The 24,529-nt window shown below is 72.0% G+C and carries 19 protein-coding genes and 1 pseudogene; 6 read left to right on the top strand and 14 right to left on the bottom strand.

The features are described 5' to 3' along the window. Nucleotides 1-113: 113 nt before the first annotated feature. Nucleotides 114-1,976, top strand: a complete 1,863-nt coding sequence (ggt, locus tag K9S39_RS08295; protein ID WP_406707891.1) for a gamma-glutamyltransferase — start codon at nucleotides 114-116, stop codon at nucleotides 1,974-1,976. A gap of 114 nt (nucleotides 1,977-2,090) precedes the next feature. Here the strand turns inward: ggt and K9S39_RS08290 are convergent, their stop codons facing one another. From K9S39_RS08290 to K9S39_RS08275, 4 genes are all read right to left on the bottom strand, one after another. Continuing rightward, complete coding sequence (locus K9S39_RS08290; RefSeq protein WP_406707890.1) at nucleotides 2,091-3,002, bottom strand: class I SAM-dependent methyltransferase; 912 nt, start codon at nucleotides 3,000-3,002, stop codon at nucleotides 2,091-2,093. A 247-nt stretch (nucleotides 3,003-3,249) separates the two neighbouring features. Then, nucleotides 3,250-4,263, bottom strand: coding sequence for a methylmalonyl Co-A mutase-associated GTPase MeaB (gene meaB, locus K9S39_RS08285; RefSeq protein ID WP_248862676.1), 1,014 nt, complete (start codon nucleotides 4,261-4,263; stop codon nucleotides 3,250-3,252). Nucleotides 4,264-4,273: 10 nt separating this feature from the next. Further along, a complete protein-coding gene (scpA, locus tag K9S39_RS08280) occupies nucleotides 4,274-6,496 on the bottom strand; it encodes a methylmalonyl-CoA mutase (protein WP_248862675.1) in 2,223 nt (740 codons plus the stop codon). Next, nucleotides 6,496-8,373, bottom strand: a complete 1,878-nt coding sequence (locus tag K9S39_RS08275) for a methylmalonyl-CoA mutase subunit beta (RefSeq protein WP_248862674.1) — start codon at nucleotides 8,371-8,373, stop codon at nucleotides 6,496-6,498. Before K9S39_RS08275 ends, scpA begins: the two co-directional genes overlap by 1 nt. A gap of 237 nt (nucleotides 8,374-8,610) precedes the next feature. Here K9S39_RS08275 and K9S39_RS08270 point away from each other — a divergent pair, with 237 nt between their 5' ends. Continuing rightward, complete coding sequence (locus K9S39_RS08270) at nucleotides 8,611-9,978, top strand: DUF4185 domain-containing protein (protein ID WP_248862673.1); 1,368 nt, start codon at nucleotides 8,611-8,613, stop codon at nucleotides 9,976-9,978. Between the two features lie 31 nt (nucleotides 9,979-10,009). On the opposite strand, the gene K9S39_RS08265 is transcribed toward K9S39_RS08270, so the two are convergent. From K9S39_RS08265 to K9S39_RS08250, 4 genes are all read right to left on the bottom strand, one after another. Next, nucleotides 10,010-10,411, bottom strand: a complete 402-nt coding sequence (locus K9S39_RS08265) for a DnaJ family domain-containing protein (protein ID WP_248862672.1) — start codon at nucleotides 10,409-10,411, stop codon at nucleotides 10,010-10,012. 107 nt (nucleotides 10,412-10,518) lie between these two features. Continuing rightward, the gene (locus tag K9S39_RS08260; RefSeq protein WP_248862671.1) at nucleotides 10,519-11,220 is read right to left on the bottom strand and encodes a hypothetical protein; all 702 of its coding nucleotides are present in this window, start codon (nucleotides 11,218-11,220) and stop codon (nucleotides 10,519-10,521) included. After that, complete coding sequence (locus tag K9S39_RS08255; protein ID WP_406707889.1) at nucleotides 11,217-13,028, bottom strand: ATP-binding protein; 1,812 nt, start codon at nucleotides 13,026-13,028, stop codon at nucleotides 11,217-11,219. The genes K9S39_RS08260 and K9S39_RS08255 overlap by 4 nt, the downstream gene beginning before the upstream one ends. Then, entirely contained in the window at nucleotides 13,025-13,732 is a 708-nt protein-coding gene (locus K9S39_RS08250) for a response regulator transcription factor (protein ID WP_248862670.1), read from the bottom strand. Before K9S39_RS08250 ends, K9S39_RS08255 begins: the two co-directional genes overlap by 4 nt. 153 nt (nucleotides 13,733-13,885) lie before the next feature. Between K9S39_RS08250 and K9S39_RS08245 the strand changes: the two genes are divergently transcribed. Further along, nucleotides 13,886-14,668, top strand: a complete 783-nt coding sequence (locus K9S39_RS08245; RefSeq protein WP_248862669.1) for a polysaccharide deacetylase family protein — start codon at nucleotides 13,886-13,888, stop codon at nucleotides 14,666-14,668. 254 nt (nucleotides 14,669-14,922) lie between these two features. Here the strand turns inward: K9S39_RS08245 and K9S39_RS08240 are convergent, their stop codons facing one another. The 3 genes and pseudogenes from K9S39_RS08240 to K9S39_RS08230 form a co-directional block, all read right to left on the bottom strand. Then, complete coding sequence (locus tag K9S39_RS08240) at nucleotides 14,923-15,336, bottom strand: spore wall synthesis regulator SsgD (protein ID WP_248862668.1); 414 nt, start codon at nucleotides 15,334-15,336, stop codon at nucleotides 14,923-14,925. A 100-nt stretch (nucleotides 15,337-15,436) separates the two neighbouring features. Then, nucleotides 15,437-17,095 (bottom strand): annotated as a pseudogene (locus K9S39_RS42860) (PH domain-containing protein). Nucleotides 17,096-17,103: 8 nt separating this feature from the next. After that, a complete protein-coding gene (locus tag K9S39_RS08230) occupies nucleotides 17,104-17,622 on the bottom strand; it encodes a PH domain-containing protein (protein WP_248862667.1) in 519 nt (172 codons plus the stop codon). 150 nt (nucleotides 17,623-17,772) lie between these two features. Here K9S39_RS08230 and K9S39_RS08225 point away from each other — a divergent pair, with 150 nt between their 5' ends. Further along, a complete protein-coding gene (locus K9S39_RS08225; protein WP_248862666.1) occupies nucleotides 17,773-18,369 on the top strand; it encodes a TetR/AcrR family transcriptional regulator in 597 nt (198 codons plus the stop codon). A 44-nt stretch (nucleotides 18,370-18,413) separates the two neighbouring features. Here K9S39_RS08225 and K9S39_RS08220 read toward each other — a convergent pair whose 3' ends face one another. Beyond that, nucleotides 18,414-18,827, bottom strand: a complete 414-nt coding sequence (locus tag K9S39_RS08220) for a spore wall synthesis regulator SsgD (protein ID WP_248862665.1) — start codon at nucleotides 18,825-18,827, stop codon at nucleotides 18,414-18,416. Nucleotides 18,828-19,168: 341 nt separating this feature from the next. Between K9S39_RS08220 and K9S39_RS08215 the strand changes: the two genes are divergently transcribed. Both K9S39_RS08215 and K9S39_RS08210 read left to right on the top strand, forming a co-directional pair. Next, the gene (locus K9S39_RS08215) at nucleotides 19,169-20,869 is read left to right on the top strand and encodes a sigma factor (RefSeq protein WP_248862664.1); all 1,701 of its coding nucleotides are present in this window, start codon (nucleotides 19,169-19,171) and stop codon (nucleotides 20,867-20,869) included. A gap of 531 nt (nucleotides 20,870-21,400) precedes the next feature. Continuing rightward, nucleotides 21,401-22,390 carry a WD40/YVTN/BNR-like repeat-containing protein gene (locus K9S39_RS08210; protein WP_248868658.1) on the top strand — a complete coding sequence of 330 codons (990 nt, stop codon included), beginning with the start codon at nucleotides 21,401-21,403 and terminating at the stop codon, nucleotides 22,388-22,390. A gap of 88 nt (nucleotides 22,391-22,478) precedes the next feature. Here K9S39_RS08210 and K9S39_RS08205 read toward each other — a convergent pair whose 3' ends face one another. Beyond that, nucleotides 22,479-22,985 (bottom strand): MarR family winged helix-turn-helix transcriptional regulator, encoded by a 507-nt coding sequence (locus tag K9S39_RS08205; RefSeq protein ID WP_248862663.1) that lies wholly within the window; start codon nucleotides 22,983-22,985, stop codon nucleotides 22,479-22,481. Nucleotides 22,986-23,269: 284 nt separating this feature from the next. After that, complete coding sequence (locus K9S39_RS08200; protein WP_248862662.1) at nucleotides 23,270-24,388, bottom strand: acyl-CoA dehydrogenase family protein; 1,119 nt, start codon at nucleotides 24,386-24,388, stop codon at nucleotides 23,270-23,272. Nucleotides 24,389-24,529: the final 141 nt, after the last annotated feature.

Here is a 24,529-nt window from a genome sequence, read left to right as displayed (position 1 = left end):
AGTAGCGCAATTCATGCCATGGGCAGTTGCCGCGCCCATGACGTCCTGTCAGGGTTTTCAGCATCCTCGGCTCCCAAGAGAAGCCGGGAGATACCTAGTTACTCGGAGGCTCCATGCACGTCCGCCGCACCGTGGTCGCCGCCTCCGTCGCGGTGATCACCCTCCCTCTGCTCCTCTCCGCGGCCGCCCAGCCGGGCGCCGGCACCCCGACCCGTGCGATGTCGGCCGCGCCGGCATCCGGACTCAAGCCCCCCGCCAAGGAATCCGTCGCCACCGGCAGCGGTGGCGCCGTCTCCAGTGTCAACGTCTACGCCACCCGGGCCGGCATCGAAGTGCTGCGCCACGGCGGCAACGCCGTCGACGCCGCGGTCGCCACCGCCGCGGCTCTGGGCGTCGTCGAACCCTACTCGGCAGGCATCGGGGGCGGCGGCTACTTCACCTACTACCACGCCCGCACCGGCAAAATCAGCACCATCGACGGCCGGGAAACCGCCCCCGCCCGAATGAAACCGGACTCCTTCACCGACCCCTCGACGGGCAAGCCCATACCGTTCCCCGAAGCCGTCAACTCGGGTCTCTCCGTAGGTGTTCCGGGAACCCCGGCAACCTGGCGGAAGGCGCTGCACGACTGGGGAACCATGTCCCCGGCCAAGGCCCTGCGGCCCGCCACCCGGCTCGCCCAGCACGGCTTCGTCGTCAACGACGAATTCCGCGCCCAGACCGCGCTGAACGAGAAACGCTTCCGGAACATCTCCTCCACCGCCAAGCTGTTCCTGCCCAACGGCGAACTCCCCGTCGTGGGTTCCCGCTTCCGCAACCCCGACCTCGCCCGTACATACCGGCAACTCGCCCGCGAGGGAATGAACGCGCTCTACCGGGGCGAGATCGGGCGTGATGTCGTCCGCGCCGTCCAGCACCCGCCCGTGACACCGGGCTCCGACGCCAAGATCCGCCCCGGCCTGATGACGGCCGGCGACCTCGCGAAATACACCACGCTGCGCCAGCAACCGACCCACACCACCTACCGCGGCCTCGATGTGTACTCCATGGCGCCGTCCTCCTCCGGTGGCACCACCGTCGGCGAAGCGCTCAACATCCTGGAGAACTTCCACCTCTCCGCGGCCGACAAGGTCCAGGCGCTCCACCACTACCTCGAAGCCGGCCGGATCGCGTTCGCCGACCGCAACCGGTGGGTGGGCGACCCGGCGTTCTCCGACGTGCCCACCGAACAGCTGCTCGCCAAGAAGTTCGCCAAGGACCGCGCCTGCCTCATCAGCCCCACCACTACCCTCACCAGCCCGGTCGCCCCCGCGGACCCGCGCCGCCCCGGCGACGGCTGCGCACAGGGCACCGGCACCAAGGAACGGTACGAGGGCCCCTCGACCACGCACCTGGTGACCTCCGACCGCTGGGGCAACGTGGTGTCCTACACCCTCACCATCGAACAGACCGGCGGCTCCGCGATCACCGTCCCCGGACGCGGCTTCCTGCTCAACAACGAGCTGACCGACTTCGACTTCACTCCGCTCTCCGAGGACGTGCCCGGCCCGAACCTGCCCGGCCCCGGCAAGCGACCGCGCAGCAGCATGTCCCCGACGATCGTCCTGCAGGACGGCCGGCCGCTGCTCGCGCTCGGCTCACCGGGCGGCGCCACGATCATCACGACCGTGCTGCAGACCCTGGTCAACCGCGTCGACCTGGGCATGACACTGCCCGAAGCGGTTGCCGCACCCCGGATCTCGCAACGCAACCGGGCGGACACCGATGCCGAGCCGGCCTTCCTCCAATCCCCTGAGCGGACCGCGCTGGAACGGCTCGGACAGCACTTCGTCGAGGCCCCGAAGGCCTTCACCCCGTCACCGGAGATCGGCGCCGCCGCCGCACTGGAGTTTCTGGCCGACGGCCGCACACAGGCGGTCGCCGAACCGAAACGCCGGGGTGGCGGATCCGCGATGGTCGTTCACCCGAACGGGTAGCGCGACGGCCCTCGCCGTCGGCGAACGGCAGCGGGGGCGGCCGCCATCACCGCCGGAGGCCCGGGTGCAGCCACCCGGGCCTCAGCCGCTATGGCGCCCCTCCCTGCTCCTCCCTCAGCCCTTCCCCCCTTTCACCGCCCGCACCGCGTACAGCAGCGGAATGATCGGCTCCGACTCCGGCAGCCGCCACCAGCCGTTGTCGGCCGGCACCATGGAGTCGAACCGCTTCCAGGGCAACAGCTCGGTCTCCCGTACCAGTTGGACGGCCAGCCCCGCACCGACCAGGGCCGAGATCACCTCGCCGACGCCGTGCCGCCACTCATAACTGACCGTCGCGCCCTGCACCGGCGGACCATCGGTGTACGTATCCGGCGTATCGCTCCTGATGGGCCCGCGGCCCCCCAAATAGTCATATTCCAGCAGGAGTTGCTGTCGATTTGGGCTCGGCTTCGGCCCCAGGGCGTCCAGCAGCGGATGGAACTCCACCAGATAGCACGTCCCGCCCGGCCGCAGCAGCGCACTGACGATCCCCGCCCAGGCGGTCAGATCCGGCAGATAACAGAGCGCGCCCTTGCCCGTGTAGATCACATCGAACCGACGGCCGCCGAGCGCCTCCACGGCCCGGTGGACGTCCGCCCGTACGAACTCCACGTCCCGCCCGCCCTCGTCCGCGAGCCGACGCGCCTCCGCGACCGCCGCCGCCGAGATGTCCAGCCCCACAGTGTGCGCGGCGCCCCGCTCGGCGAACGCGGCCGTCTCCGTGCCCAGATGACACTGGAGATGCAGCACTTCCCGCCCCGTCAGATCGCCGAGATCCGCCCATTCGAAGGGCGCGAACCAGTCCTCGGCGCTGCGCGAACCATCCAGACCGTAGAACTCGCTGGCGACGTGGACGGGGGTGCGGGCATCCCAGTTGGCCTCGTTGGCGCGCACCATCTCCTCGACGGTCGGCGCCCGTCCGGCGCCGGGCGCGGCCCTGGCCACGGGGAACGGCCCGGCCGTCGGCTCACTCTTCTCAGTGGTCATCCGCCCGTTCTACCGCCCCAACAGGGGCGCCCACTACCCCCTATCCCGGCAGGCACGTCACCTACCCCGATGCACACGGGAAACGGATGCACACGGGAGACGATGGACATGCACACGGGAAACGATGGACGGGGTCCGCAAACAAGCGGGCCGCGTTGCCCGCGGTCGGGCCCTGGTGCCCTCCGTGTGTCGCCTCCTTGGCTTGAAGCCTCCGTATGCCTCCTTGCTTCAACCGCCTGACGCCTCCTCAGTGTCCGGCCCGGCCCCACGCCCCGTCCGGCAGGCCGAACGCCGCCAGCAGGCGTTCGGCGGCCAGGGATGCGGTGATCTGTCCCTCGCGCACCTCGCGTTCGATCCCCGGGCCCAGCCGGCGTACCTCCGGATGTTCCCGGAGGCGGTCGATCAGCTGCTCGCGGACCATCGCCCAGGTCCAGTCGACCTGTTGTGCACGGCGGCGCTCGGCCAGGGCGCCGGTGGAGTCGAGCAGGGTGCGGTGCTGCTCGATCCGTTCCCAGACCCCCTTCAGACCGGTGCCCTCGCGGGCGCTGCAGGTGAGCACCGGGGGTGTCCAGACAGCGTCCGCGGGCTGCAACAGCCGTAGCGCGCCCGACAGTTCGCGGGCGGCCGCGCGGGCGTCCCTCTCGTGCGGGCCGTCCGCCTTGTTGACGGACACCAGGTCGGCCAGCTCCAGGACACCCTTCTTGATGCCCTGCAACTGGTCGCCGGTGCGGGCCAGCGTCAGCAGGAGGAAGGTGTCCACCATGTTGGCCACTGCGGTCTCGGACTGCCCGACGCCGACCGTCTCGACGAGGATGACGTCGTAACCCGCGGCCTCCATGACGACGATGGACTCGCGGGTGGCGCGTGCCACTCCGCCCAACGTCCCGGAGGTGGGGGAGGGGCGGACGAACGCCGACGGGTCGGTCGCCAGCCGCTCCATCCGGGTCTTGTCGCCCAGGATGGAGCCGCCGGTCCGGCTGGAGGACGGGTCGACGGCGAGCACCGCCACCCGGTGCCCCAGCCCTGTCAGCAGCGTGCCCAGTGCGTCGATGAACGTCGACTTGCCGACGCCCGGCACCCCGCTGATGCCCACCCGGCGGGCCGCGCCGGAGTGCGGCAGCAGCCGGACGAGCAGTCGTTGGGCCGCCGCCCGGTGGTCCGGGCGGGTGGACTCGACCAGGGTGACGGCGCGGGCGATCCAGGCCCGGGAGCCGGCACGGACGCCCTCCGCATACCGTTCGACATCGATCGTCGCAGGCATGACCCCCCGCTCAGAGCTCGTGACCGAGGGCCGACGCCAGTTCCCGCACCAGGCCGTGCGCGGCATCGGGGATGACCGTGCCGGGCAGGAAGACCGCGGCGGCGCCCATGTCGCGCAGCGGCCGCACGTCCTGAGGGGGGATCACGCCGCCCACCACGATCGTGATGTCCTCGCGGTCCTCGGCGGCCAGCGCCTCCTTCAACGCGGGCACGAGGGTGAGGTGCCCGGCTGCCAGGGACGAGACCCCGACGATGTGGACGTCGGCCTCGACGGCCTGCCGGGCGACCTCCGCCGGGGTCTGGAACAGCGGGCCGACATCGACGTCGAAGCCCAGGTCGGCGAAGGCGGTGGCGATCACCTTCTGGCCGCGGTCATGGCCGTCCTGGCCCATCTTGGCCACCAGGATGCGTGGCCGGCGGCCCTCGGCGCGCTCGAAATCGGCCACCAGGTCGCGGGTGCGCTCGACCCCGGAGGAGGGGCCCGCTTCGTCTCGGTACACACCGGAGATGGTACGGATCTGGCCGGAGTGGCGTCCGTAGACCGATTCCAGGGCGTCCGAGATCTCCCCGACGGTCGCCATCGCGCGGGCCGCGTTCACGGCCAGGGCGAGCAGGTTGCCCTCAAGCCCCGTGCCGGGGCCGTCCTTCGCGGCCGCGGTGAGTGCCCGGAGCGCGTCCTGGCAGGCGTTCTCGTCGCGTTCGGCGCGCAGTCGCTTGAGCTTCTCGATCTGCTGGGCACGAACCGCGGAGTTGTCGACCTTGAGGACCTCGATCTCCTCATCGGTCTCCACCCGGTACTTGTTGACGCCGATCAGCGCCTGCCGTCCCGAGTCGATCCGCGCCTGGGTGCGGGCCGCGGCCTCCTCGACGCGGAGCTTCGGGATGCCCGCGTCGATGGCCTTCGCCATGCCGCCGGCCGCCTCGACCTCCTCGATGTGCTGCCAGGCCCGCCGCGCCAGATCGTGGGTGAGCTTCTCCACGTACGCGCTGCCGCCCCAGGGGTCGATGACCCGGCAGGTGCCCGACTCCTGCTGCAGGAAGAGCTGGGTGTTACGGGCGATACGGGCGGAGAAGTCGGTGGGCAGGGCGAGCGCCTCGTCGAGGGCGTTGGTGTGCAGGGACTGGGTGTGGCCCTGGGTCGCCGCCATGGCCTCGACGCAGGTACGGGTGACGTTGTTGAAGACGTCCTGTGCGGTCAGCGACCAGCCGGAGGTCTGCGAATGGGTGCGCAGGGAGAGGGACTTGGGGTTCTTCGGCTCGAAGCGCCGCACGAGACGCGCCCAGAGCAGACGGGCCGCGCGCAGCTTGGCGATCTCCATGAAGAAGTTCATGCCGATCGCCCAGAAGAAGGACAGGCGGGGGGCGAACGCGTCCACGTCCATGCCGGCCGCCATGCCCGCACGCAGATACTCCACCCCGTCGGCGAGGGTGTACGCCAGCTCCAAGTCGGCCGTGGCGCCCGCCTCCTGGATGTGGTACCCGGAGATCGAGATGGAGTTGTAGCGCGGCATCTTCTGCGAGGTGTACGCGAAGATGTCGGAGATGATCCGCATCGAGGGCTGCGGCGGATAGATGTAGGTGTTGCGGACCATGAACTCCTTGAGGATGTCGTTCTGGATGGTCCCGGCCAGCTTCTCGGGCGGTACGCCCTGTTCCTCGGCCGCCACGATGTAGAGGGCGAGAACGGGCAGCACCGCGCCGTTCATCGTCATCGACACGGTCATCCTGTCCAGCGGGATGCCCTCGAAGAGCTGCCGCATGTCGTAGATCGAGTCGATGGCGACGCCCGCCATGCCGACATCGCCGGTGACGCGGGGGTGGTCGCTGTCGTAGCCGCGGTGGGTGGGCAGGTCGAAGGCGACCGAGAGGCCCTTCTGGCCGGCCGCGAGATTGCGCCGGTAGAAGGCATTGGACTCCTCGGCGGTGGAGAAACCGGCGTACTGCCGGATCGTCCAGGGCTGGTTGACGTACATGGTGGGGTACGGTCCGCGCAGATAGGGCGTGATGCCCGGGTAGGTGCCCAGGAAGTCGACGTCCGCGAGGTCCGCCCCGGTGTAGAGAGGTTTGACGTCGATGCCCTCCGGCGTCTCCCAGGTCAGGTCCTCGACGCCCTTGCCGGTGGCCTGCTGTACGGCGTCGGTCCACTGCCGCCCGGCGTCCCCGGTGCCGTCCGCCGTGGCAGTGCCCCCTGAGGCCACCAGCTCGATCGTGCTGAAGTCGGGGATGTCCGCCATCACGCCACCTCCATGAGGTCCAGGGCCGAGGACAGCACCTCGACCGCGTCGCAGCCCGCGTGGACGAACGTGTCCACACCGGCCGTCACGAATTCCTCGCGGCGCTCGCCCGGCTTGCCCGCCAGGTACACCCGCAGCGCGCCGGCGGACTTCAGCGCGGCCGCCACGGCCGCCGCCTGTTCCCCGTACAGTGCGTCACTCGAACACAGACAGGCGATGCCCGCGCCGCTGCGGGTGAACGCCTCGGCCGCCGACTCCGCGTCCACGGTCTCCTGGACGGTCTCGATGCCGCCCGCTTGGAGGAGGTTGGCCGCGAACGTCGCCCGCGCGGTGTGCACGGCGGCGGGACCCAGTGTGGCGAGAAACGCCTTCGGGCGCTCCCCGTTGGCCGCCAGATGCGCGTCGGAACGGGCGCGGAGATTCTCGTACGCGTCGTCCCGGCGCACCCGGGGCAGCCCTCCACCCACCGGGGCGGGGGCCGGCTCGCGGTGTACGGGCGGCTCCGCCAGATGCGGGAACTCGCTGACGCCGGTGATCGGTTCGCGGCGGTGGGCGAGGTCCTCGGACCGCCGCTGCCAGGTGCGTGTCAGCCGCTCGCGGAGCATTCCGGAGCGCAGTGCGGCGGCCTGGCCACCCGCCGACTCGATCTCCCGGAAGAACCCCCAGGCCGCATGGGCCAGTTCATCGGTGAGGCGCTCCACGTACCAGGAGCCGCCCGCCGGGTCGATCACCTTCGACAGATGCGACTCCTCCAGCAGCACGGACTGGGTGTTACGGGCGATCCGGCGGGCGAACGCGTCGGGCAGGCCCAGCGCGGCGTCGAACGGCAGCACCGTCACCGCGTCCGCGCCGCCGACGCCCGCGGACAGCCCGGCGACCGTGGTGCGCAGCATGTTCACCCACGGGTCCCGACGGGTCATCATCACCGTGGAGGTGACCGCGTGCTGGCGCTGTGCGGACACGCTGGGCGCGGCCCCGCACACCTCGGTGACCCGGGCCCACAGCCGGCGGGCCGCGCGGAGCTTGGCGATGGTCAGGAACTGGTCGGCGGTGGCGGCGTAGCGGAACTCCAGCTGCCGGCAGGCGGTGTCGATGTCCAGTCCGGCCGCGGTCAGCTCCCGCAGATACGCGACGCCGGTGGCCAGCGAAGCGCCCAGCTCCTCGGCGGTGGAGCCGCCCGCCTCGTGGTACGGGAGCGCGTCCACGGCCAGGGCGCGCAGCCCGGGAGACTCGGCGGCGGCGCGGCCGGCCAGCCGGGCGGCCGCCTCCAGCTGGACGCGCAGTTTGCTGTCGTCTCCGGTACGGGCCAGCAGCCCGAGCGGGTCGGCCCCCAGCGTGCCGGTCGCCTCGCTCAGCGGCACACCGGACGCGGTGTGCAGCCGCAGCAACTCCTCGGCTGCCGGGACGAAATCGGCGCCCGCGTCGAGGGCCACGGTGGCCAGGTCCAGATAGACGCCCTGCAGTGTCCGCGGCAGCTCGGCCACCGGCACCCCGCCGTCCCCGACGGTCAGCCAGAGCGAGGTGACGCCGTTCTCCAGGTCGGCGAGGACCGCCTCGTTGGCGAGCCGCGGGTCGGTGAGCGCATGGCGCTGGCGTACGTCCCAGCCGGAGACGGCCGTGCCCTCGGGGCGGCCGGCGCGTACGAACGGCGGGAAGCCGGGATGACCGGTGGCGGCCGTATGGTCGTCGGCGGTGTAGAGCGGGCGGATGCGGATCCCGTCCTGGAGCTCGGTCGCGAGCGCGTCCTCGGCGGCGGCGCCCGCGGCATCCGTGACGCCCGATTTGCGCAGCACGCCTTCGACGAGGCGCTGCCACTGTTCTCGGTCCGCGTCCGGGAATGCGGCGGCCAGGGGGAGTTCGGAGGACTCGGCGGTCATGGCAAGCAGGCTAGGCGAACGACCGTTAGCCGGAGCAGGGGCTCCAGCTGTGACCTTGCACTCGTTGACCTCGCGTTTGTCCGTATTGGGGTGGTAGGGGGCGGGCCGCGGCGGCGGAATGCTACCCGCCGGTAAGTGGCGGGGCGCCGCTGCGATCCCTACGGAACACCGTCCGGCGGGCAGCCGGCCCTCCCGCCGGTTCGCTACCGTGGGCGCGGCCCCCCACCGAGGAGCGGAATGTCCAGGCGCCGAAGCCCCCGCACCACGACCGTCGCCGCTCTGCTCCTGGCCCTGCTCACGGCCGCCACCCTGGTGTCCTGGGAGCTGCCGGGCCGCACCCCGGCCCCCGCCGCGGCCTGCCCCGGACGCACGATCGCCTCCTGGTCGGCCGACGCCCCCTTCACCGGAGAATTCGCCCGTTACGGGAACGACAACACCAGAGTGGACGACTGGACCGGCGGCGACGGCACCCACTCGGTGCGCCTCCCCGACGGCCGTACGCTCTGGCTCTTCTCCGACACCTTCCTCGACCGGGTACAGCCACCGCCCAACCCGCAGGGCCAGCCCTACCGCTGGCGCACCGCCGACAACGGGGGCACGCCCCTCCTGCGGCACAACACCGCCGTGGTGATGTCTCCTTCGGGACGCCTGGAGCGCACCCTCACCGGCGGCAGCCCGGCCGCCCCCGGACCCTTCTTCCCCGACGTGGACGGCGGCTGGCGCTGGCCGGTCCGGGCCACCGTCGAGCCCCGTACGCCCGGGGCGCGCGAGAAGGTCGTCCGCGTCCTCCTGTGGAACCGCGCTCCGGGGACCGGCCCCTGGGTCTTCGGCGTCCCGCGCAGCACCGAGGTCGCCACCCTCTCCCTCCCCGACCTCCGCCTGGAGAACATCACCGAGACCGTCGACCAGACGTCCGTGACGGACCCGGCCCGCCGCGTCCTCTACGGCGCCGCGATGGTCCGGCACGGCGACTGGACCTATGTCTTCGGCGGCGACGACCCGCCGGACGCACCGGCCTCCAGCGCCTACCTTGCACGGGTCCCGGCCGGGCGCCTCGCGCACCGCGCCGACTGGCGGTTCTGGGACGGCGCACACTGGCAGCGGCAGGCCGACCGCGCCCGGCCGGTGCTGTCCGACGGCGGCCGGCGCGGCGTCGGCAGCGCCTTCACCGTCGTACTCAGGGACGATGGGGGCACCTCCCGCGCATGGGGGTCCCCCCGCGCGAGCGAAGCCGAGCGTGGGGGAGAAGTCGAGACCGGGGGAGGAGCCGAGCGTGGGGGAACCTGGGTGCTGCTCACCATGGACACCGGGGGAGCGGGCACCGAAGGGTTGACCGCGATCACCAGCTACTGGTCCTGCTCGCCCGAAGGCCCCTGGCACGGCCCGAACGGCCGCATCGTGCCGCCCCGCCCGCCCGACGCCGAACCGCAGTACGTCGCCGCCTACAACCCGCAGGCGCACCCCGAATTCACCGCTTCCGGCGAACTGCTGCTCAGCTACGACATCAACTGGCTCGGGCCGCCCGGCGTCCCGGCCGACGCACGGCTCAACAGCAATGTCGACCTCTACCGGCCGCGGTTCCTGCGGGTGCGGCTGGGGCCGTGACCCGCCTGCCCGGCTCGTCGGCTCGCCGGGGTCAGCTCCCGTGCCGCGCCCGCCAGTTACGGGCCACCTCGTCGATGTCGAACGGGGTGAGGTTCAGCGGCGGACCGTCGAGCTCGGTGCGCAACGCCGCGTCGATCCGTTCGTTGACCGCGGTCAGGATGCGGCGCAGCGCGGCTTCGCTGGGGGCGTTGGACGCCGCCTCCAGAGCCTCCTCGGCCTCCTTGCGCAGGGCGAGTGTCGGCGGCAGACACGAGAGGTGCTCCCGGCTCATCTTGTCCTTGATCCACCACATCTCGTCATAGGGCTGGTCGAGATGCGGAAGGGGCTTTCCGGCGCCGGACAGCCGGTCGAAGTCACCGCGCTCCGTCGCCTCACGGATCTGCTTGTCGACCCAGCTCTCGAAGCTGACACCAGGGGGTTTGCGCTCGGTCATCGCGTGAGTCTCCCGAGGTCCAGTGGCCGTCCGGTTCTCGTGGCTGTCCGGTTCGCTTCGCGGCACGCGGGTGGCCGCCTTTTCAGGCTAACGCCCCGACGGGTGGCTCAGCCGGACGAGCCGCCCGTCGTCCCGGGGGCGCCGACGGCCGGACCGGGCTTCTCCTCCGGCGCGCCGTCCGACCCTCCGTCCGTCGTGCCGGTCGGGCTCGGTTCGACCACCGGGAAGGCGTTGTTGCCGCCGCAGACCATCGGGCCCATACGGACATCCGCGCCGACCAGTGTCACGGTGACCTCGCCCGGTGGCCGGTCCCCGGGGACCTTGGCGTTGGCCGCGGTGCACACCAGCTGGTTCAGCGAGGCCGAGTCCAGGAACTTCGCGTTCATCGGCAGCGTGATCACCACCGTGCCCTGGCCCGTCGCCGTGGTCAGCCGGCCGGGGAACTTCGGCAGGACGCTGGAGAGCCCACGCATCCGCTCGGCGTGGTTCGGTCCCTCCAACAGCAGCTGGATCGCGTCCTCCGGGTCGACCGGCGCCTTCGCGGGGCGGGTCGCGGAGCGCAGCCCGGACGGCCCGTAGAAGAACAGCTGCACATCGGCGGCCGGGGACTCGCCCGGCGCCTTCACGCCCGCGGCCGGCTCACCGGCGTCGATGACATCGGTGGGAGCGATACCGCAACCGGCCAGCGCGACGGTGAGGACGGCGCCCAGCACACCGGTCAGCAGGCCGGCGAGTCCGGTCCGCCGGGTGCGTGCGGAGGTCAGGGCATGCGGGGAGGTCGGGGCATGGAGGGCGTTCTTCGTACTCATGCCTTGTGCTCCTTCCCGGTCCCGAGGTGTTCGGAGTCCCGGCCGTCGTTCGCGGTGGTGTGCGCTGCCGGGCTCCCGGCCAGGAGCCCGGCGTCGTCCGCGGCCGTGTGCCCCAGGACGTCCGCCGACGGGCTGCCGGCCGGTTCCGCGGCGTCGTCGGAGGCCGGTCTGCCGGCGGACGGTTCGCCGGCCCGGTCTTCGTCGGCCTGGTCGTCGCCGGCCGTGTCCGGCGGCCCGTCCGTTGCCCCGCCTCCCGCCCCTTCTGTCGCCCTGTCCCCCGCGCCATCCGCCGTCCCGTCCCCCGCCCTGCCCGTCGCCTCGTCCCCCCTCCCGGAGTGGTGCAGCGGCAGATCCACCGTGAACACCGCCCCGCCCTCAGAGGAGTTGGCGGCCCGCAGGGAGCCGCCGTGCAGCCGGACGTTCTCCAGCGCGATGGCCAGGCCCAGCCCGCTGCCCTCCGACCGGGCGCGGGCCGAGTCCGCCTTGTAGAAGCGGTCGAAGACATGCGGCAGCACCTCGGGATCGATACCGGGGCCGCTGTCCGAAATCTCGATCAACAGCCGGACCGCGTCCGGCGCCGGAGCGTGCAGCCGCACCCGCACCGGCTCGCCGCCGTGGTGCAGGGCATTGCCCACCAGGTTGGCGACCACCACATCCAGCCGCCGCGGGTCCAGCCGGGCCCGCACATGCGCCGGCAGATCCGTCGCCACCCGCTTCTGCCAGGCCCTGGCCTGCAGCGTCTTACGGATGGTCTCCGCGACGTCCACCTCGTCCACATGCAGTGCCGCGGCACCGGCGTCAAAGCGTGAGACCTCCATCAGGTCCTCGACCATCCGGGCCAGCTTGCCGGTCTCCTGGCTGATCAGCCGGACCGCCGAGGCGGTGTCCGGGTCGAGCGAGTCGGCGTCCTCGTCGAGGACGTCGGTGACCGCCGACATCGCCGCCAGCGGTGTGCGCAGCTCATGCGAGACATCGGCGGCGAACCGCCGGGAGTTGGCCTCCAGCCGCCGCAGATCCGCCACGCTCTCCTCCAGCTTCGCGGCCATGTCGTTGAACGTCCGGGACAGATCGGCCAGTTCGTCGGTGCCCTTCACCTCCAGCCGGGTGTCCAGCTTGCCCTCGGCGAGCCGCCCGGCGGCCTGCCGCAGGCCCCGTACCGGCCGCAGCACCCCGCGCGCGGCGAACAGCGCCGGGATCACCGCCAGTACGAGCACCGGCAGCGCGCCCCGCTGTGCGGCGCTCACCAGCGCCTCGACATTGGACTCCTCGGCGCCGAGCGGCAGCTGCGCGTAGACGGACAGCGCGGAGGAGTCACCGTCGGACTGCCGGACCGGCATCCCGATCAGCAGCCAGGGTTCGCCGCCCCGGTCGACCCGCTGGAAGGCCGGCACATGACGCTTCTCGACCGACTCCTTGAGCTCGGCCGGCACCACCACACTGCGTTCCAGGCCGGCTTCGGCGCTGTCCGGGACGCCCTTGTAGTGGACCCAGATGTCCCAGTCCCGGGATGTGCCCGAGCGTTCCAGCTGGAGCCGGAAGGAGTCCAGATCCGCCTGGGCCGGCGGCACCGGGAGCTCCGGCGCCAGTGAATTGATCTGCCCGCGCAGGTCGTTGACGGCGATGTCCTGGGAGCGCTGGAGGATGGCGTTACGGGCCTCGCGGTAGGTCAGCCCGGCGGTGGTGAGCGCGCTGACGGCCGCCACCAGCAGAAACGCCACGACGAGCCGGGCCCGCAGACTCCGCGCCAGCTGCGGGGTCCCCCGTCGCAGGTGGGGGAGGGTCGGCACCAGGCTGCCGAGGCGGCTCACAGCGGCCCGAAGCGGTAGCCGAAACCACGCACGGTCTGGACATAACGGGGGCTGCGCGGAGTGTCCTCTATCTTCGTCCGCAGCCGCATGACACACGCGTCGACCAGCCGGGCATCGCCGTGGTAGCTGTGCTCCCAGACATGCTCCAGCAGCTGCTGACGGCTGAAGACCTGCCCCGGGGTGGCGGACAGGAACAGCAGCAGCTTCATCTCCGACGGGGCCAGCGCCAGATCCTGGCCGCCCTTGGCGACAACCAGCCCGGCCCGGTCGATGGCCAGCTCCCCATAGGTCTCGACGGGGGCGGGCCCCGGCTCCGACACGGCCGGCTCACCGTCGGCGGGCAGCGCGGTACGGCGCAGCACCGCGCGGATCCGGGCCTCCAGCACCTCCCCGCGGGCGGGCTTGACGATGTAGTCGTCGGCCCCGGCCTCCAGGCCGAGCACCACGTCCAGGTCGTCGCCGCGGGCGGTGAGCATGATGATCGGCAGCTGCCGTTCGGCGCGGATCAGCCGGCAGACCTCGAAGCCGTCCTTGCCCGGAAGCATCAGGTCCAGCAGGACGATGTCGGGGCGGAAGCCCGGCAGGACCTCCAGCCCCTCCTCGCCGCTCGGCGCGGCCGCCACTTCGTGGCCGCGCCGCCGTAGCGCGAGGCTCACCCCGTCCCGTACGGCGGCGTCGTCCTCGATCAGAAGTACTCGTGGCATGGGGTCCAGTATCCGTAGGTTTCTTGACGGCTCTGTAACAGGAGCAGCCTGCCCGGATTTCCGTGCATCTGTCGTGGTGCAAGGCGGCAAGCGTGCACAGCACACACCGCCGATCGGTACGCACACGAGCTCGGCACGAGGGACGGGATTCACATGGGACGGCGGCGCTTCGGCATCGAGAGCGGGATCATCGGAGTCACCGCGGCGGCAGTGGTGTCGCTCGCGGTCGCGGGCGCGCTGGCGTTCGCACAGCCCGGCGGCAGTTCCGAGGCCCAGGCCGGGAGCGCGGACTCCGCCGGCCAGAAGCCCGAGCCGGCGCCCGCGATCACCAAGGTCGACCCGTCCATCGTGCATGCCTCGGACCGTCCGGGCCGCAGCCTGAACATCACCATCGACGACGGCCCGGACCCGGTCTGGACCCCGAAGGTGCTGGACGTCCTCAAGAAACACGACGTCAAGGCGGTGTTCTGCATGATCGGACCGCAGGCGAAGGCGCACCCCGACCTCGTCAAGAAGGTGGTGGCCGCGGGGCACAGGCTCTGTGACCACTCCATCAGCCATGACACCGGTATGGACCACAAGTCGGAGAGCTACCAGTCGCAGCAGATCCTCGACGCCCAGAAGATGATCGAGGACGCGGCGGGCGGCGCGAAGGCGGAGTACTACCGCGCCCCGGGCGGCGCCTTCACGCCCTACAGCCGGCAGGTCGCCGCCGACCACGGCATGCGGCCGCTGGGCTGGAACGTCGACAGCAAGGACTTCGAGAGCGGCAGTGTCGAGACGATCGAGCAGAGGGTCCGCGGGGAACTGCCGAACGGCTCGACGGTCCTGTTCCACGACGGCGGCGGCAACCGGGCGAGGACCGTCGAGTCGCTGGACCGGCTGCTGCCGTGGATGAAGCAGCAGGGGTACGGATTCGGCTTCCCGAAGCGCTGAGCGTGCCGGGTGCGCCGGGCCGGTTCCGACGAGCCGGCCGGGCCGGCCACGGCCGATCCGGGTACGCCGAGGCGAGATTCCGGGTACGCCGATCCGGGTCCTCCGGGTCCCGCCGACCCCGGTACGCCGACCCGTTGTTCCGCGTACGCCCAGCCGTCATTCCGCGTACGCCGAGCCGATATGACGAAGGGCCTGTCCGCCGCCGGACAGGCCCTTGAGCCGCGCCGGCAGCAGCCGGGGCCGGCGGGCCGCCGTCACGCCGCGCCGAACAGCTCCGCGAGGCCGCGCTCGACGTCGAGGTGCGCCGTCTCGCACCCGGTCGGCACCGCCGCGTACGAGCGCTCCAGGAACTGCCGGACGTCCGAGGTCCTCAGCTGGACCATGGCGATGCCCTCGTCCGCGTGGAACTCCATCACCATGCGGTCCGGGCCGGACGGGCGCACCCGCACATCGCCGCTTCCGGCCGGCATCCGCAGCCCCTCGGTGAGCAGCTCACGGGCGAACATCCACGCCACGGCCTCCCCGTCCAGCGAGATCTCCGGCGGGAAGGACATCCGCACCGCCAGCGGGTCGGCCGGCTGGTAGTGCAGCACCGCGGGCACCGCGCGCGGGCCTGGCGTGGTCGCGACGAGACGGACCTGGACGGCGTGGTCGATGACACGGTTCATCGCGGCTGCTGCTCCCTCACTGCTGTCGGCTATGGGACGGCTCACCGAGTAGGACGGCGTGCCGGCGCTCGTCGTGCCCGCGAGGGGGGTGTGATCTGTGTCATGTTGCGGATTCCCGAGGCGATTCGGGGTACCGGTGAGGGTCCGGTCCGCCGAACGGTACGCCGGCGGAGGCGCTGCCCGATGTGCTGTCGGGGGTTCCGTTCGGTGTTCCGTCCGGTGTTCCGTTCGGCGTGCTGAGGAACTCATCGAGGATGCCCGGGGCCGCCGCCGAGGCGAAGGACGGGGCGTAGTCGGCGGCGAGGTCCGGAATGCGATAGCGCTCCTCGCCCGCGGCGACCACGGCGGTGAGGGTGACCAGTCCGGCCCGGCGGGTGAACGGCGAGGTGGAGAACGTCCACGCCGCGATGGCCTCGCGCTGAAGGGCGACGGTGTCACGGCTGAACGTGCCGGAGCGGGTGACCAGATAGCGGCCGTGGATCCCGTGCCCCAGATTGCGGTACGCGTCCCGGGCCAGCCACAGCGCGACCGGTGCGGTGACCACGGCGTAGGTCCAGGCGCAGTGCAGCAGGACGGGCGTGAACGCCGCGCCGAGGCCCGCGAGGACGACCGTGCCGGGCAGCACGACGAACAACAGGCCGCGCACCCGTCGCCGGCGGAGGGCGACACGGGGATGGGCGGTCAGCGGAGGGTGCGCCCTCTTTCCCGTCCCAGCCGTCAACGCCTTTCCTGGGAACGGGGATTGAAGGGTGCCGGTCGCCACGCGGAGTGCCTAGTGGCGGGGCGCGGGCGGCAGCAGCCCGCTCCGCCGGCGGTTCTCCTCACGGTTGCCGAGACCGCCCGCCACCGCACGGACGAGCGCGCCACCGCCGGCCCGCAGCAGCAGCGGCTCGCGCAGCAGCACACCCCGCAGCCGGGCCCGTTCGATGGTGACCGAGCGGTTGGTGAACAGCCCCCGGCGCACCTGGAGCGTGCGGGCGTCGGCCCATTCCAGGCGGTAGCTCCACCAGTTCTCGACGTAGAGGGCGACCGCGCCGACCGAGCCCAGGGCCAGGATGGCGAGCAGCGCCGTCGGGATCGTCAGCCACAGGACGCTCGCCCCGAATTCGCTGAACGCCCGCCGGACGAAGCCGAGTTTCCACGGCTCGATGCCGATGGCGTCCAGCGCCCGGTAGGCGGAACCGGCCACGACGAACACCCCGCCGACGATCCAGAAGGTGAGCGGCGCGTACCGCAGCCAGCGCCAGCTGATCCGGGCCAGCACCGGGTCGTCGGCGGCCGCCTCGGTATCGGCGCGCGCGAGCAGCTCCGTACGCAGCCGGTCCGCCTCGGCGGGCCGCAGCGCCTCCAGCGACAGCTCGCCGCCGCCGTCCCCGGAGCCTGCCGTGCCCGTCCGCAGCACGGTGACGCCCATCAGACGGTGCAACGGCGACGCGGTCAGGTCGACGGTGCGGATGCGGTGCAACGGCACACTGCGCAGCCGCCGGGTCAGCAGCCCGCTCCGCACGTCGAAGGAGTCGTGGGTGACCCGGAAGTCCGTACGGGCCCAGCGGATCAGGCCGATCACGGTGATGACGGCGAGCGTGATCCATGCCCCGGGTGTGATCTCAGCGCCGGTGGCCAGCGCGGTCAGCGCCGGCGAGCCGAGCGGCGCCGCCAGCCAGCCGCAGTGCACCAGCAGGGTGCGGGGCTCCAGGCGGCGCCAGGAGGTGGACGCGGCGGGCACGGCGGGCGTCTCCGCGTTCAGGCAACGGATCATCCGCTTGCTCATGCCGCATCACCCGGCACGTTCTGGGCGGCTTCGCCGATCAGCCGGGACAACTCCGGTGCGTCCGCGTCGGAGAGCCCCGCGATCTTGATGTCACCGGCGGTGGACGCGGTGGTGACGGTCACCGTCGCCAGCCCGTAGTGCCGCTGTATGGGGCCGCGCACGGTGTCGACCGTCTGCACCCGGGACAGCGGCGCGATCCGCCGCTTCTGCCAGAACCAGCCGCCCGCCGCGTGGACCGCGCGGGTGCCCAGCTCCCACGCGTGGACGGAGTACCGCCAGCGCGGCATGACCAGGACGTAGCCGAGCGCGGGCAGCACCAGCACGACCAGCAGCAGTGGGCCCGGCCAGGGCAGCGCACCCGGGAAGAAGAGCGCCGAGAGTACCGCCATCACCACCGCGACGAGCAGCATCGGCCCGCTGAGCGTGAGCATTGCCTGGACCGTCCACCAGCGGCGGGCACGGGGATCGACGCGATGACGGGGCGGGCGCAGGAGCGGGGCGGCGTGCTCGGGCATGAGGGTTCACCGTTTCCAAGTCAAGCGTATTGAGTAGCGATACGTTATAACAGTACGATCGACTTGTAAAAGCGCCCCGGACCGGGTCATGGACTCGGACGGGCCACGGATTCGGACAACTGCGGCACTTCACAGGAAGGGAGGGTGTCCATGCCCAAAAAGGTGGATCACGAGGCCAGGCGCCAGGAGATCGCCGAGGCGCTCTGGCGGATCGCCGGCACCCGGGGACTGGACGGCGCGAGCCTGCGCGATGTCGCCGCCGAGGCCGGTATCTCCCTCGGCCGATTGCAGCACTATTTCCACTCCAAGGACCAGCTGCTCCTCTTCGCCCTGCGGCACACCAACCGCCTGGCCGACCAGCGGATCCGCGAGCGCATCGAGGCACTGACCGACGAGCCGTCACCCCGCACGGTGCTGCGCACCTGTCTCTCGGGGATGCTGCCGCTGGACGAGCAGAGCCGCACCGGGCAGCTGGTGGCCGCCGCCTACTTCGCCCGCGCCGTCCACGACGAGAATCTGCGCGCCGAGGCCGAGGACGGCATCCCCAAACTCCGCGCCTTCCTCACCGACCAGCTGCGCAGAGCTGCGGAACGCGGCGAACTGTCACCGGACCGGGCCACCGAGGACGAGGCGATGCTGCTGATCAGCCTGGTCGATGGGCTCTCGGCGTATGTCCTGCTGGATGTGCAGACGGGGGATGAGGCGTTGCGGGTGCTGGATCTGCATCTGGGCAGGTTGTTTGCCTGAGCCCCACGTTTTTGGCTGTCCCGCCGCAGGCGAACCCGGTCGGCTCAGGCCGAGCGCAGTACCCCCGCGAGGGACGCCTCGACGTCCATAAACGCCCCTTCGCCCCCCTTTGCGATGACCCCGTACGACCGGTTCGGAAAGTCCCGCAGATCCCGCGTCCCGAACTGCACCATCGCCATCCCGTCCACCGAGTGGAACTCCACCACGACGGTCTCCGGACCGCACGGCCAGATCCGCACATCGCCCGTACCGGACGGCAGGCGCAGCCCCTCCGCCAGCAGGTCACGCCCGAACATCCAGGTCACTTCCGCCCCGTCCAGCGAGGCGGCGGGCGGGAAGACCAGCCGCACCGCGAAGGGGTCCGCGCGGTCGTAGCGCAGGCTCGCCGGAATCTCCCGCGACTGCGGTGTGGTCGCGACGAGACGGGCCTGAACGGCGTGGTCGATGGCGGTGGACATCGCCGGCTCCCTTGCATTCGGTGCGAGATTGCGGTGCTGCGGTGCTTCGGTGACTGCGGTGCTTCGCTTCCGGTGGTGCGTGATCTCGATGCTTCGGCTTCGGTGCGTTCGCCTCTACGGCCACTAGGGCGGCGAGCGCATTACGCCAGTGCACCGGATTCCTGTATGACGTGTGTCACGAAGCTTTGAATGCGGAGATATGTCCTCTTTACGCTTGCGCAGTCCATCAATGCCCCGATGGCCGGAGCACCCGCCCACCGAGAGCCGGTCCGGGACCGTGCCAGGAGCCGTCAGAGACGGGCTACCACCGGGGCGAGTGATACGTCAGGGGCTGTACCTCCATGACCTCCATGTCAGATGCCTTCGCGGCTTCCGGGGAGTCGGCGGTGGACGCCTACGCCGCGCTCTACGCACAGGAGCATCCGCGCCTGGTCGGCTACGCCCACTCGCTGACCTCCGACGCCTGGCTCGCCGAGGATCACGTCGCCGAGGCCCAGTTCCACGTCTGGCGACGGATCCGGGACGGCCACCGGATCGACAACATCCCGGCGTATCTGCGGACCACCATCCGCCACATCGCCGCATCGGCCGGCTCCGGTGCCGCCCGCGAGATCCCGCGTGACCCGGAGGACGGCTACACCTGGCGGGCGGCCGACGCGTCGGCCGGCAGTGCGGACCCGCTGCAGCGCGTCGCCTGTGTCGATCTCCTCGCCCAGGTCCTCGACCAGCTGCCGCAGCGCTGGGTGAAGGCGCTCTGGCTCGCCGAGGCCGAGGGTCAGCCGCCGGCGGCCGTCGCCAAGGTGATAGGCACTGGCAAGGGCGCGACGTCCGTGTTGCTCCACCGTGCGCGCGAGGGGATGGGGCAGGCGTTTCTCCGGGGCATGCCGGGCACACCCGAAGATCCCGCGTGCGGCATGTTCTGGGAGTGGATACCCGCGGTTGTCCGGGGCGAGGCCACCGACGGGCAGGTCGACGACGTCGACAGCCATGTCCTGCACTGCCCCGACTGCCGGAACCGGGTGGTCCTGCTGACCCGCGCCAACCACCGGCTGCCGGCGCTCACCGGTCCGGCGCTGCTGGTGTTTCTGGCGAGCGGTTCGGCGCACTTCCTGCTGCCACTGGTCGGCGCCGGGGCGGCGGGTGCGGGCTCCCCTGCGTACGGGAGCGGCCCGCTCAAGGCGGCGCACCGGTCCGTACGGCACCTGATGCGCGGCCAGGTCACCCCGGCCGGGCCGCTCGCCGCGTCCGTCGCGGGCGTGGGCGTCGCGGCGCTGGCCACCGCGGCCGTCGTCACCGGAATCGCGTTGACCAACGACGATACGGCTGCCGCGGCGCGCCCGCAGGCGCCGGTGACGGCGGAGGCCGGGGGCGGACAAGAGCCGGGTCCGCCTGCCGTACGGGGCGGAGAGACACCCTCGGCGACGGATGGCGCCGGTGATGCGGTGCGGCCGGGCATCAGGGCCCCGGGCGCGGGTGGTGTTCCGCCGCGCGATCGGGACCCGGCGCACGGTGAGACACGGGGGCGATCCGGGCCGACCCTGCCGGCACCGTCCGGGGCCGCTGCGGCGGGGGCCGGCGCTGCGGGGGCGGGAACGCCGTCGCCTGTTGCGCCGAGCGCTTCGACCGAACCGAGCGCTTCGACCGAACCGAGTGCCTTGGCGGGACCGAGTGCCTCGGCCGCGTCGACCGCGTCGACCGCGTCGACCGGGTCGTCCGCAGCGGCGGGGTCGGCGGGTTCGACCGCTTCGGCTGGGTCGTCCGGGGCGACGGGAACGTCCGGGTCGGCTTCGTCCGGCGGTCCGGCGGTGGTTCCCACGCCGAAGGTCACGCCTACGCCCACCGCGCCGCCCGCGGCGACGGGCACGCCGACCCCGACCCCGACTCCGACGCGCACGCCGGACTCCTCCGTGCCGGAATCCCCCGCGCCGGAATCCGCCACGCCCGCAACGCCCACGCCCGCGGCGACCTCCGGGCCCACCGGCGGCGATGCCACCGCAGGGCCGACGACCGAGCTCGCACCCACCGCCTCTCCCGCAGGCTGACCGGCACCCTGCGACAAGGGCTGACCGGAGCCCGCACCCGCTGTCGTCACGACGTACACACACGAAGAGCCGCAACTCCCCTGCCACTTCGTTCCGTCCGGCATTTCGGACAGCGGTCGCCACCCCTTCCCGCACCCGCTCCGGCGCCCTGGACGCGGCATTCAGGCTGGGCTAGCTTCCAGCGCAACGAGGCCGTGAGGGGCCTGAGGCCCGTGGGGAATGCGTGAGTGGGGCGGGGTGGGGCGTATGCAGCGTACGGGGCGGATACGAGGCGCAAAGTGGAGGCGGGGTACGGGGCGATGGCGAGGTGCACGGCAGACGCGGGGCACGTGGCGATCGGCGTCCGGCGGATGGCCGGCGGTCGTCGTCGGTGTGACGGCCGCCGCGGCGACGCTCGGCGCGCTGACAGCCGGCCCGGTGGCCGCGTCCCAGCCGGCCGGCACCAACGGTCAGCCGCCCGGCACCAACCGTCAGCCGGCCGGAGCCAATAGCCATCCCGATGACACCGACAGTCCTACGGCTACGGCTGATATCAACAGCCATACACTCCATGCCGGTTGGCGCCTGAAGGGCAGTGACAGCAGCGCCCGTTTCCGTGGGCTGGCGGCCGTCAGCCGTGCGACCGCATGGGTCGCCGGAACCCATGGCACCGTGCTGCGCACCCACGACGGCGGCAGGCACTGGACCGATATCTCGCCGCCCGGCGCCGGCGCCCTGGAATTCCGCGATATCGAGGCGTTCGACGGACGCCACGCGGTCGTTCTCGCGATCGGCGAGGGCGAGTCCTCGCGCGTCTTCCGCACCGACGACGCGGGTGCCACGTGGGCCGAGAGCTTCCGCAACACCGATCCGCGCGCCTTCTACGACTGCCTGACCTTCTTCGACCGGCGCCACGGCATCGCCCTCGGCGACCCCGTCGACGGGAAGTTCCGGATCCTGTCCACCGCTGACGGCGGCCGCAGTTGGCGCCTGCTGCCCTCGGACGGGATGCCGTCGGCGCAGAAAGGCGAGGCCGCGTTCGCCGCCAGCGGGCAGTGCGTGGTCTCCTCCGGCCGCCGGGACGCCTGGATCGCGACCGGCGGCGCCGCTACCGCTCGTGTCCTGCACACCACCGACCGGGGCCGGACCTGGACGGTCGCCAACACCCCCGTCCCGGCGGGCGATCCAGCCCGCGGAGTCTTCGCCCTCGCCTTCCGCGACCGTACGCACGGCATCGCGGTCGGTGGCGATTACCGCCCCGAACAGCTCTCACCCCGGTCCGCTTCGGTCAGCGCCGACGGCGGCGCCACCTGGACCGCGGCCGCCGTGCCCCCGCACGCGTACCGCTCCGGCGCCTCCTGGCTCCCGCACTCGCGGCGTATCGCCCTGGCGGTCGGCCCGTCCGGCAGCGATCTGACGCTCGACGGCGGCCACACCTGGCACACCTTCGACCACGGCTCGTACGACACCGTCGACTGCGCCCCGGACCTGGGGTGCTGGGCCGCGGGCGAGCAGGGACGAATCGCCCGCTTGGAGCCGTGAGGAGGGCCTTCGCGACCGGGGCGTCGATGGTCGCGGATGCCGGTGGCCGGGGAACGTCAACCCACCCCCATCCAGGCACTTCATCGACTCACTCCACCGAACTCCCCAGCCGGGCCTCCAACACGACCAGTAACTCGCCCAGCGCAGCGGAGAGTTCATCCTGCCGCTCAGCGCCGATACCGGAGAGCAGCGCCGCCTCGTACCGCAGCTGCTCGGGCAGCAGCCGGTCGATCATGTCGCGGCCCTCGTCGGTGAGGGAGAGATGTGTGACGCGGCGGTCACGCTCGTCGGGGCGGCGGGCGATGAGTCCGCGTTCCTCCAGCGCCCGTACCCGCTTGGTCACCGCCGTCCCGGAGGCGAAGGTCTCGCGCGCCACCCGTCCGGGGGTCAGCTCGCGGCCCATCCGGCGGAGCGTGCCGAGGATGTCGAACTCGGGGCGGGTGAGCCCGGCCCGCCGAAGCGGCGCGTCGGCCGCCTGTTGCAGCAGGGCGGAACAGCGGTTGAGCCGTCCGATCACCGCCATCGGGCCGGTGTCCAGCCCGGGGTGCACCTGCTGCCACTGGCGCAGCACCCCTGCGACGATGTCCTCGGTCACCCGCACTCTCCTCTCGGCCGCACTGCCGTACGGCCAATTCTGCCTGCCGCCGGGCCGGACGGCCGTGCGGAGCGGCGGCCGTGCGGGGCGGGCAGCCGTGCGGCGCGGGCGGTCGTGCGGAGCGGTAGCCGTGCGGCGCGGGCGGCCGGCGCGGGCGCCGGAATACCCCCTGCGCCCACCGCGTTGTGGCCTGCAAGGGGCGCTCACAACCCTTAGGGGATCTGTTCGGACAACCCCTACGGGAACCACCTGAGCGAAGCCTTGACGGAACTTCTAACGGCCCCCTAAGGGGCGCCCGCCAGCACGCGCGCCCGGCACGCCGATGGCGTTCCCCACGCGCTCCGCAGCGCCCGCGCCTTGCGGATCCACAGCGACAGATCCAGCTCCTCGGTGTAGCCGACCGCACCGTGCAGCTGAAGCGCCGTGCGCGCCGCGCCGTACGCCGCCTCGCCCGCGGCAACCTTCGCCGCGGCGACATCCCCACGCGTACGCCGCTCCCCGTGCGCACGCCGCTCCCCGCCCGCCAGTGCCACCGCCGCCGCGAACACCAAGGGCTGCGCGAATTCCAAGGCCAGCAGGGCGTCCGCCAGCCGGTGCTTCACCGCCTGGAACGAGCCGATGGCCACACCGAACTGCTTGCGCTGCTGCACATAGGTGATGGTGTCGGCCAGCAGTCGGCGTCCGACCCCCAGCGCCTGGGCAGCCGTGAGCAACGCCGCGACATCGGCGGCATGCGCGGCGGCTGCCCGTACCTCCGGCCCGCTCGCCAGCACCTCGTCGTCGAGTGCGGGCCGGGCGAGCCGCCGTGCCGGGTCGAGCGAGGGCTGGACCGGTCCGTGGCCCGCCGCGCACAGCAGCCGGTCGTCCATGATGACGAACCGCGTGTCGGCGGCTGCCGCGTCCAGCGCGTACGGCCCGTGCGCCTGATCCGTGTACGAGACGAGGTGACCGCCCGTGGCGATTCCGGGGAGCCAGCGCCTGTTGAGCGCCGGATCGTCCAGCCGTCGCAGCAGGGCGGCCGCGGCGACCGTTTCGACGACCGGCCCTGGCATCGCATGACATCCCAACACGACGAAAGCCAGGGACATTTCGACAGTGAGCAGAGGGAGCAGGCCACTCGCCCGGTACCCTTCCGGTGCTGCGCCGTCATTCCCCACCGGAGCCTCGCCGCAACGCCCGTCCTGGGGAGCGCCCTTATGGCCATCCGGCGCCGCGCCCCCGTATTCCTCCGGCACCGCGAGAGCGAACACCCCCGCGTCCGCCAGCCGTTGCCACACCTTTCGTCCGGGACCGGTGTCGTCCGCTCCCCATGCGCGTACCGCACCCGCGACATCGGCTGCGCTCAGCATCCGGTCGAGTGTCCGGCCGAACTCGTGCTGCTCATCGTCGAGAAGAAAAGTCACCCTCGGCGTCCTCCCGTCGCGCGACGGGACATGTGCCCCGCAAGGCCCGCCCGTTCTGCGGATCTCCGACCTCCGCCGCTCCCACCTGTGGCCGCCACCCTGCCCATCCGGCACGTCACTCCGCCCCGGCCCGTCACCCCG

Source organism: Streptomyces halobius (genome assembly GCF_023277745.1).
Classification (GTDB): domain Bacteria; phylum Actinomycetota; class Actinomycetes; order Streptomycetales; family Streptomycetaceae; genus Streptomyces; species Streptomyces halobius.
Note: the sequence above shows the minus strand (reverse complement) of the source record. Positions and strands in the feature narration are given on the sequence as shown.

Bases quoted from the DNA above. Each gene is read 5' to 3' on its own strand.
- ggt (WP_406707891.1), top strand. From the start codon at position 114: ATGCACGTCCGCCGCACCGTGGTCGCCGCCTCCGTCGCGGTGATCACC.
- K9S39_RS08290 (WP_406707890.1), bottom strand. From the start codon at position 3,002: ATGACCACTGAGAAGAGTGAGCCGACGGCCGGGCCGTTCCCCGTGGCC.
- meaB (WP_248862676.1), bottom strand. From the start codon at position 4,263: ATGCCTGCGACGATCGATGTCGAACGGTATGCGGAGGGCGTCCGTGCC.
- scpA (WP_248862675.1), bottom strand. From the start codon at position 6,496: ATGGCGGACATCCCCGACTTCAGCACGATCGAGCTGGTGGCCTCAGGG.
- K9S39_RS08275 (WP_248862674.1), bottom strand. From the start codon at position 8,373: ATGACCGCCGAGTCCTCCGAACTCCCCCTGGCCGCCGCATTCCCGGAC.
- K9S39_RS08270 (WP_248862673.1), top strand. From the start codon at position 8,611: ATGTCCAGGCGCCGAAGCCCCCGCACCACGACCGTCGCCGCTCTGCTC.
- K9S39_RS08265 (WP_248862672.1), bottom strand. From the start codon at position 10,411: ATGACCGAGCGCAAACCCCCTGGTGTCAGCTTCGAGAGCTGGGTCGAC.
- K9S39_RS08260 (WP_248862671.1), bottom strand. From the start codon at position 11,220: ATGAGTACGAAGAACGCCCTCCATGCCCCGACCTCCCCGCATGCCCTG.
- K9S39_RS08250 (WP_248862670.1), bottom strand. From the start codon at position 13,732: ATGCCACGAGTACTTCTGATCGAGGACGACGCCGCCGTACGGGACGGG.
- K9S39_RS08245 (WP_248862669.1), top strand. From the start codon at position 13,886: ATGGGACGGCGGCGCTTCGGCATCGAGAGCGGGATCATCGGAGTCACC.
- K9S39_RS08240 (WP_248862668.1), bottom strand. From the start codon at position 15,336: ATGAACCGTGTCATCGACCACGCCGTCCAGGTCCGTCTCGTCGCGACC.
- K9S39_RS08230 (WP_248862667.1), bottom strand. From the start codon at position 17,622: ATGCCCGAGCACGCCGCCCCGCTCCTGCGCCCGCCCCGTCATCGCGTC.
- K9S39_RS08225 (WP_248862666.1), top strand. From the start codon at position 17,773: ATGCCCAAAAAGGTGGATCACGAGGCCAGGCGCCAGGAGATCGCCGAG.
- K9S39_RS08220 (WP_248862665.1), bottom strand. From the start codon at position 18,827: ATGTCCACCGCCATCGACCACGCCGTTCAGGCCCGTCTCGTCGCGACC.
- K9S39_RS08215 (WP_248862664.1), top strand. From the start codon at position 19,169: ATGACCTCCATGTCAGATGCCTTCGCGGCTTCCGGGGAGTCGGCGGTG.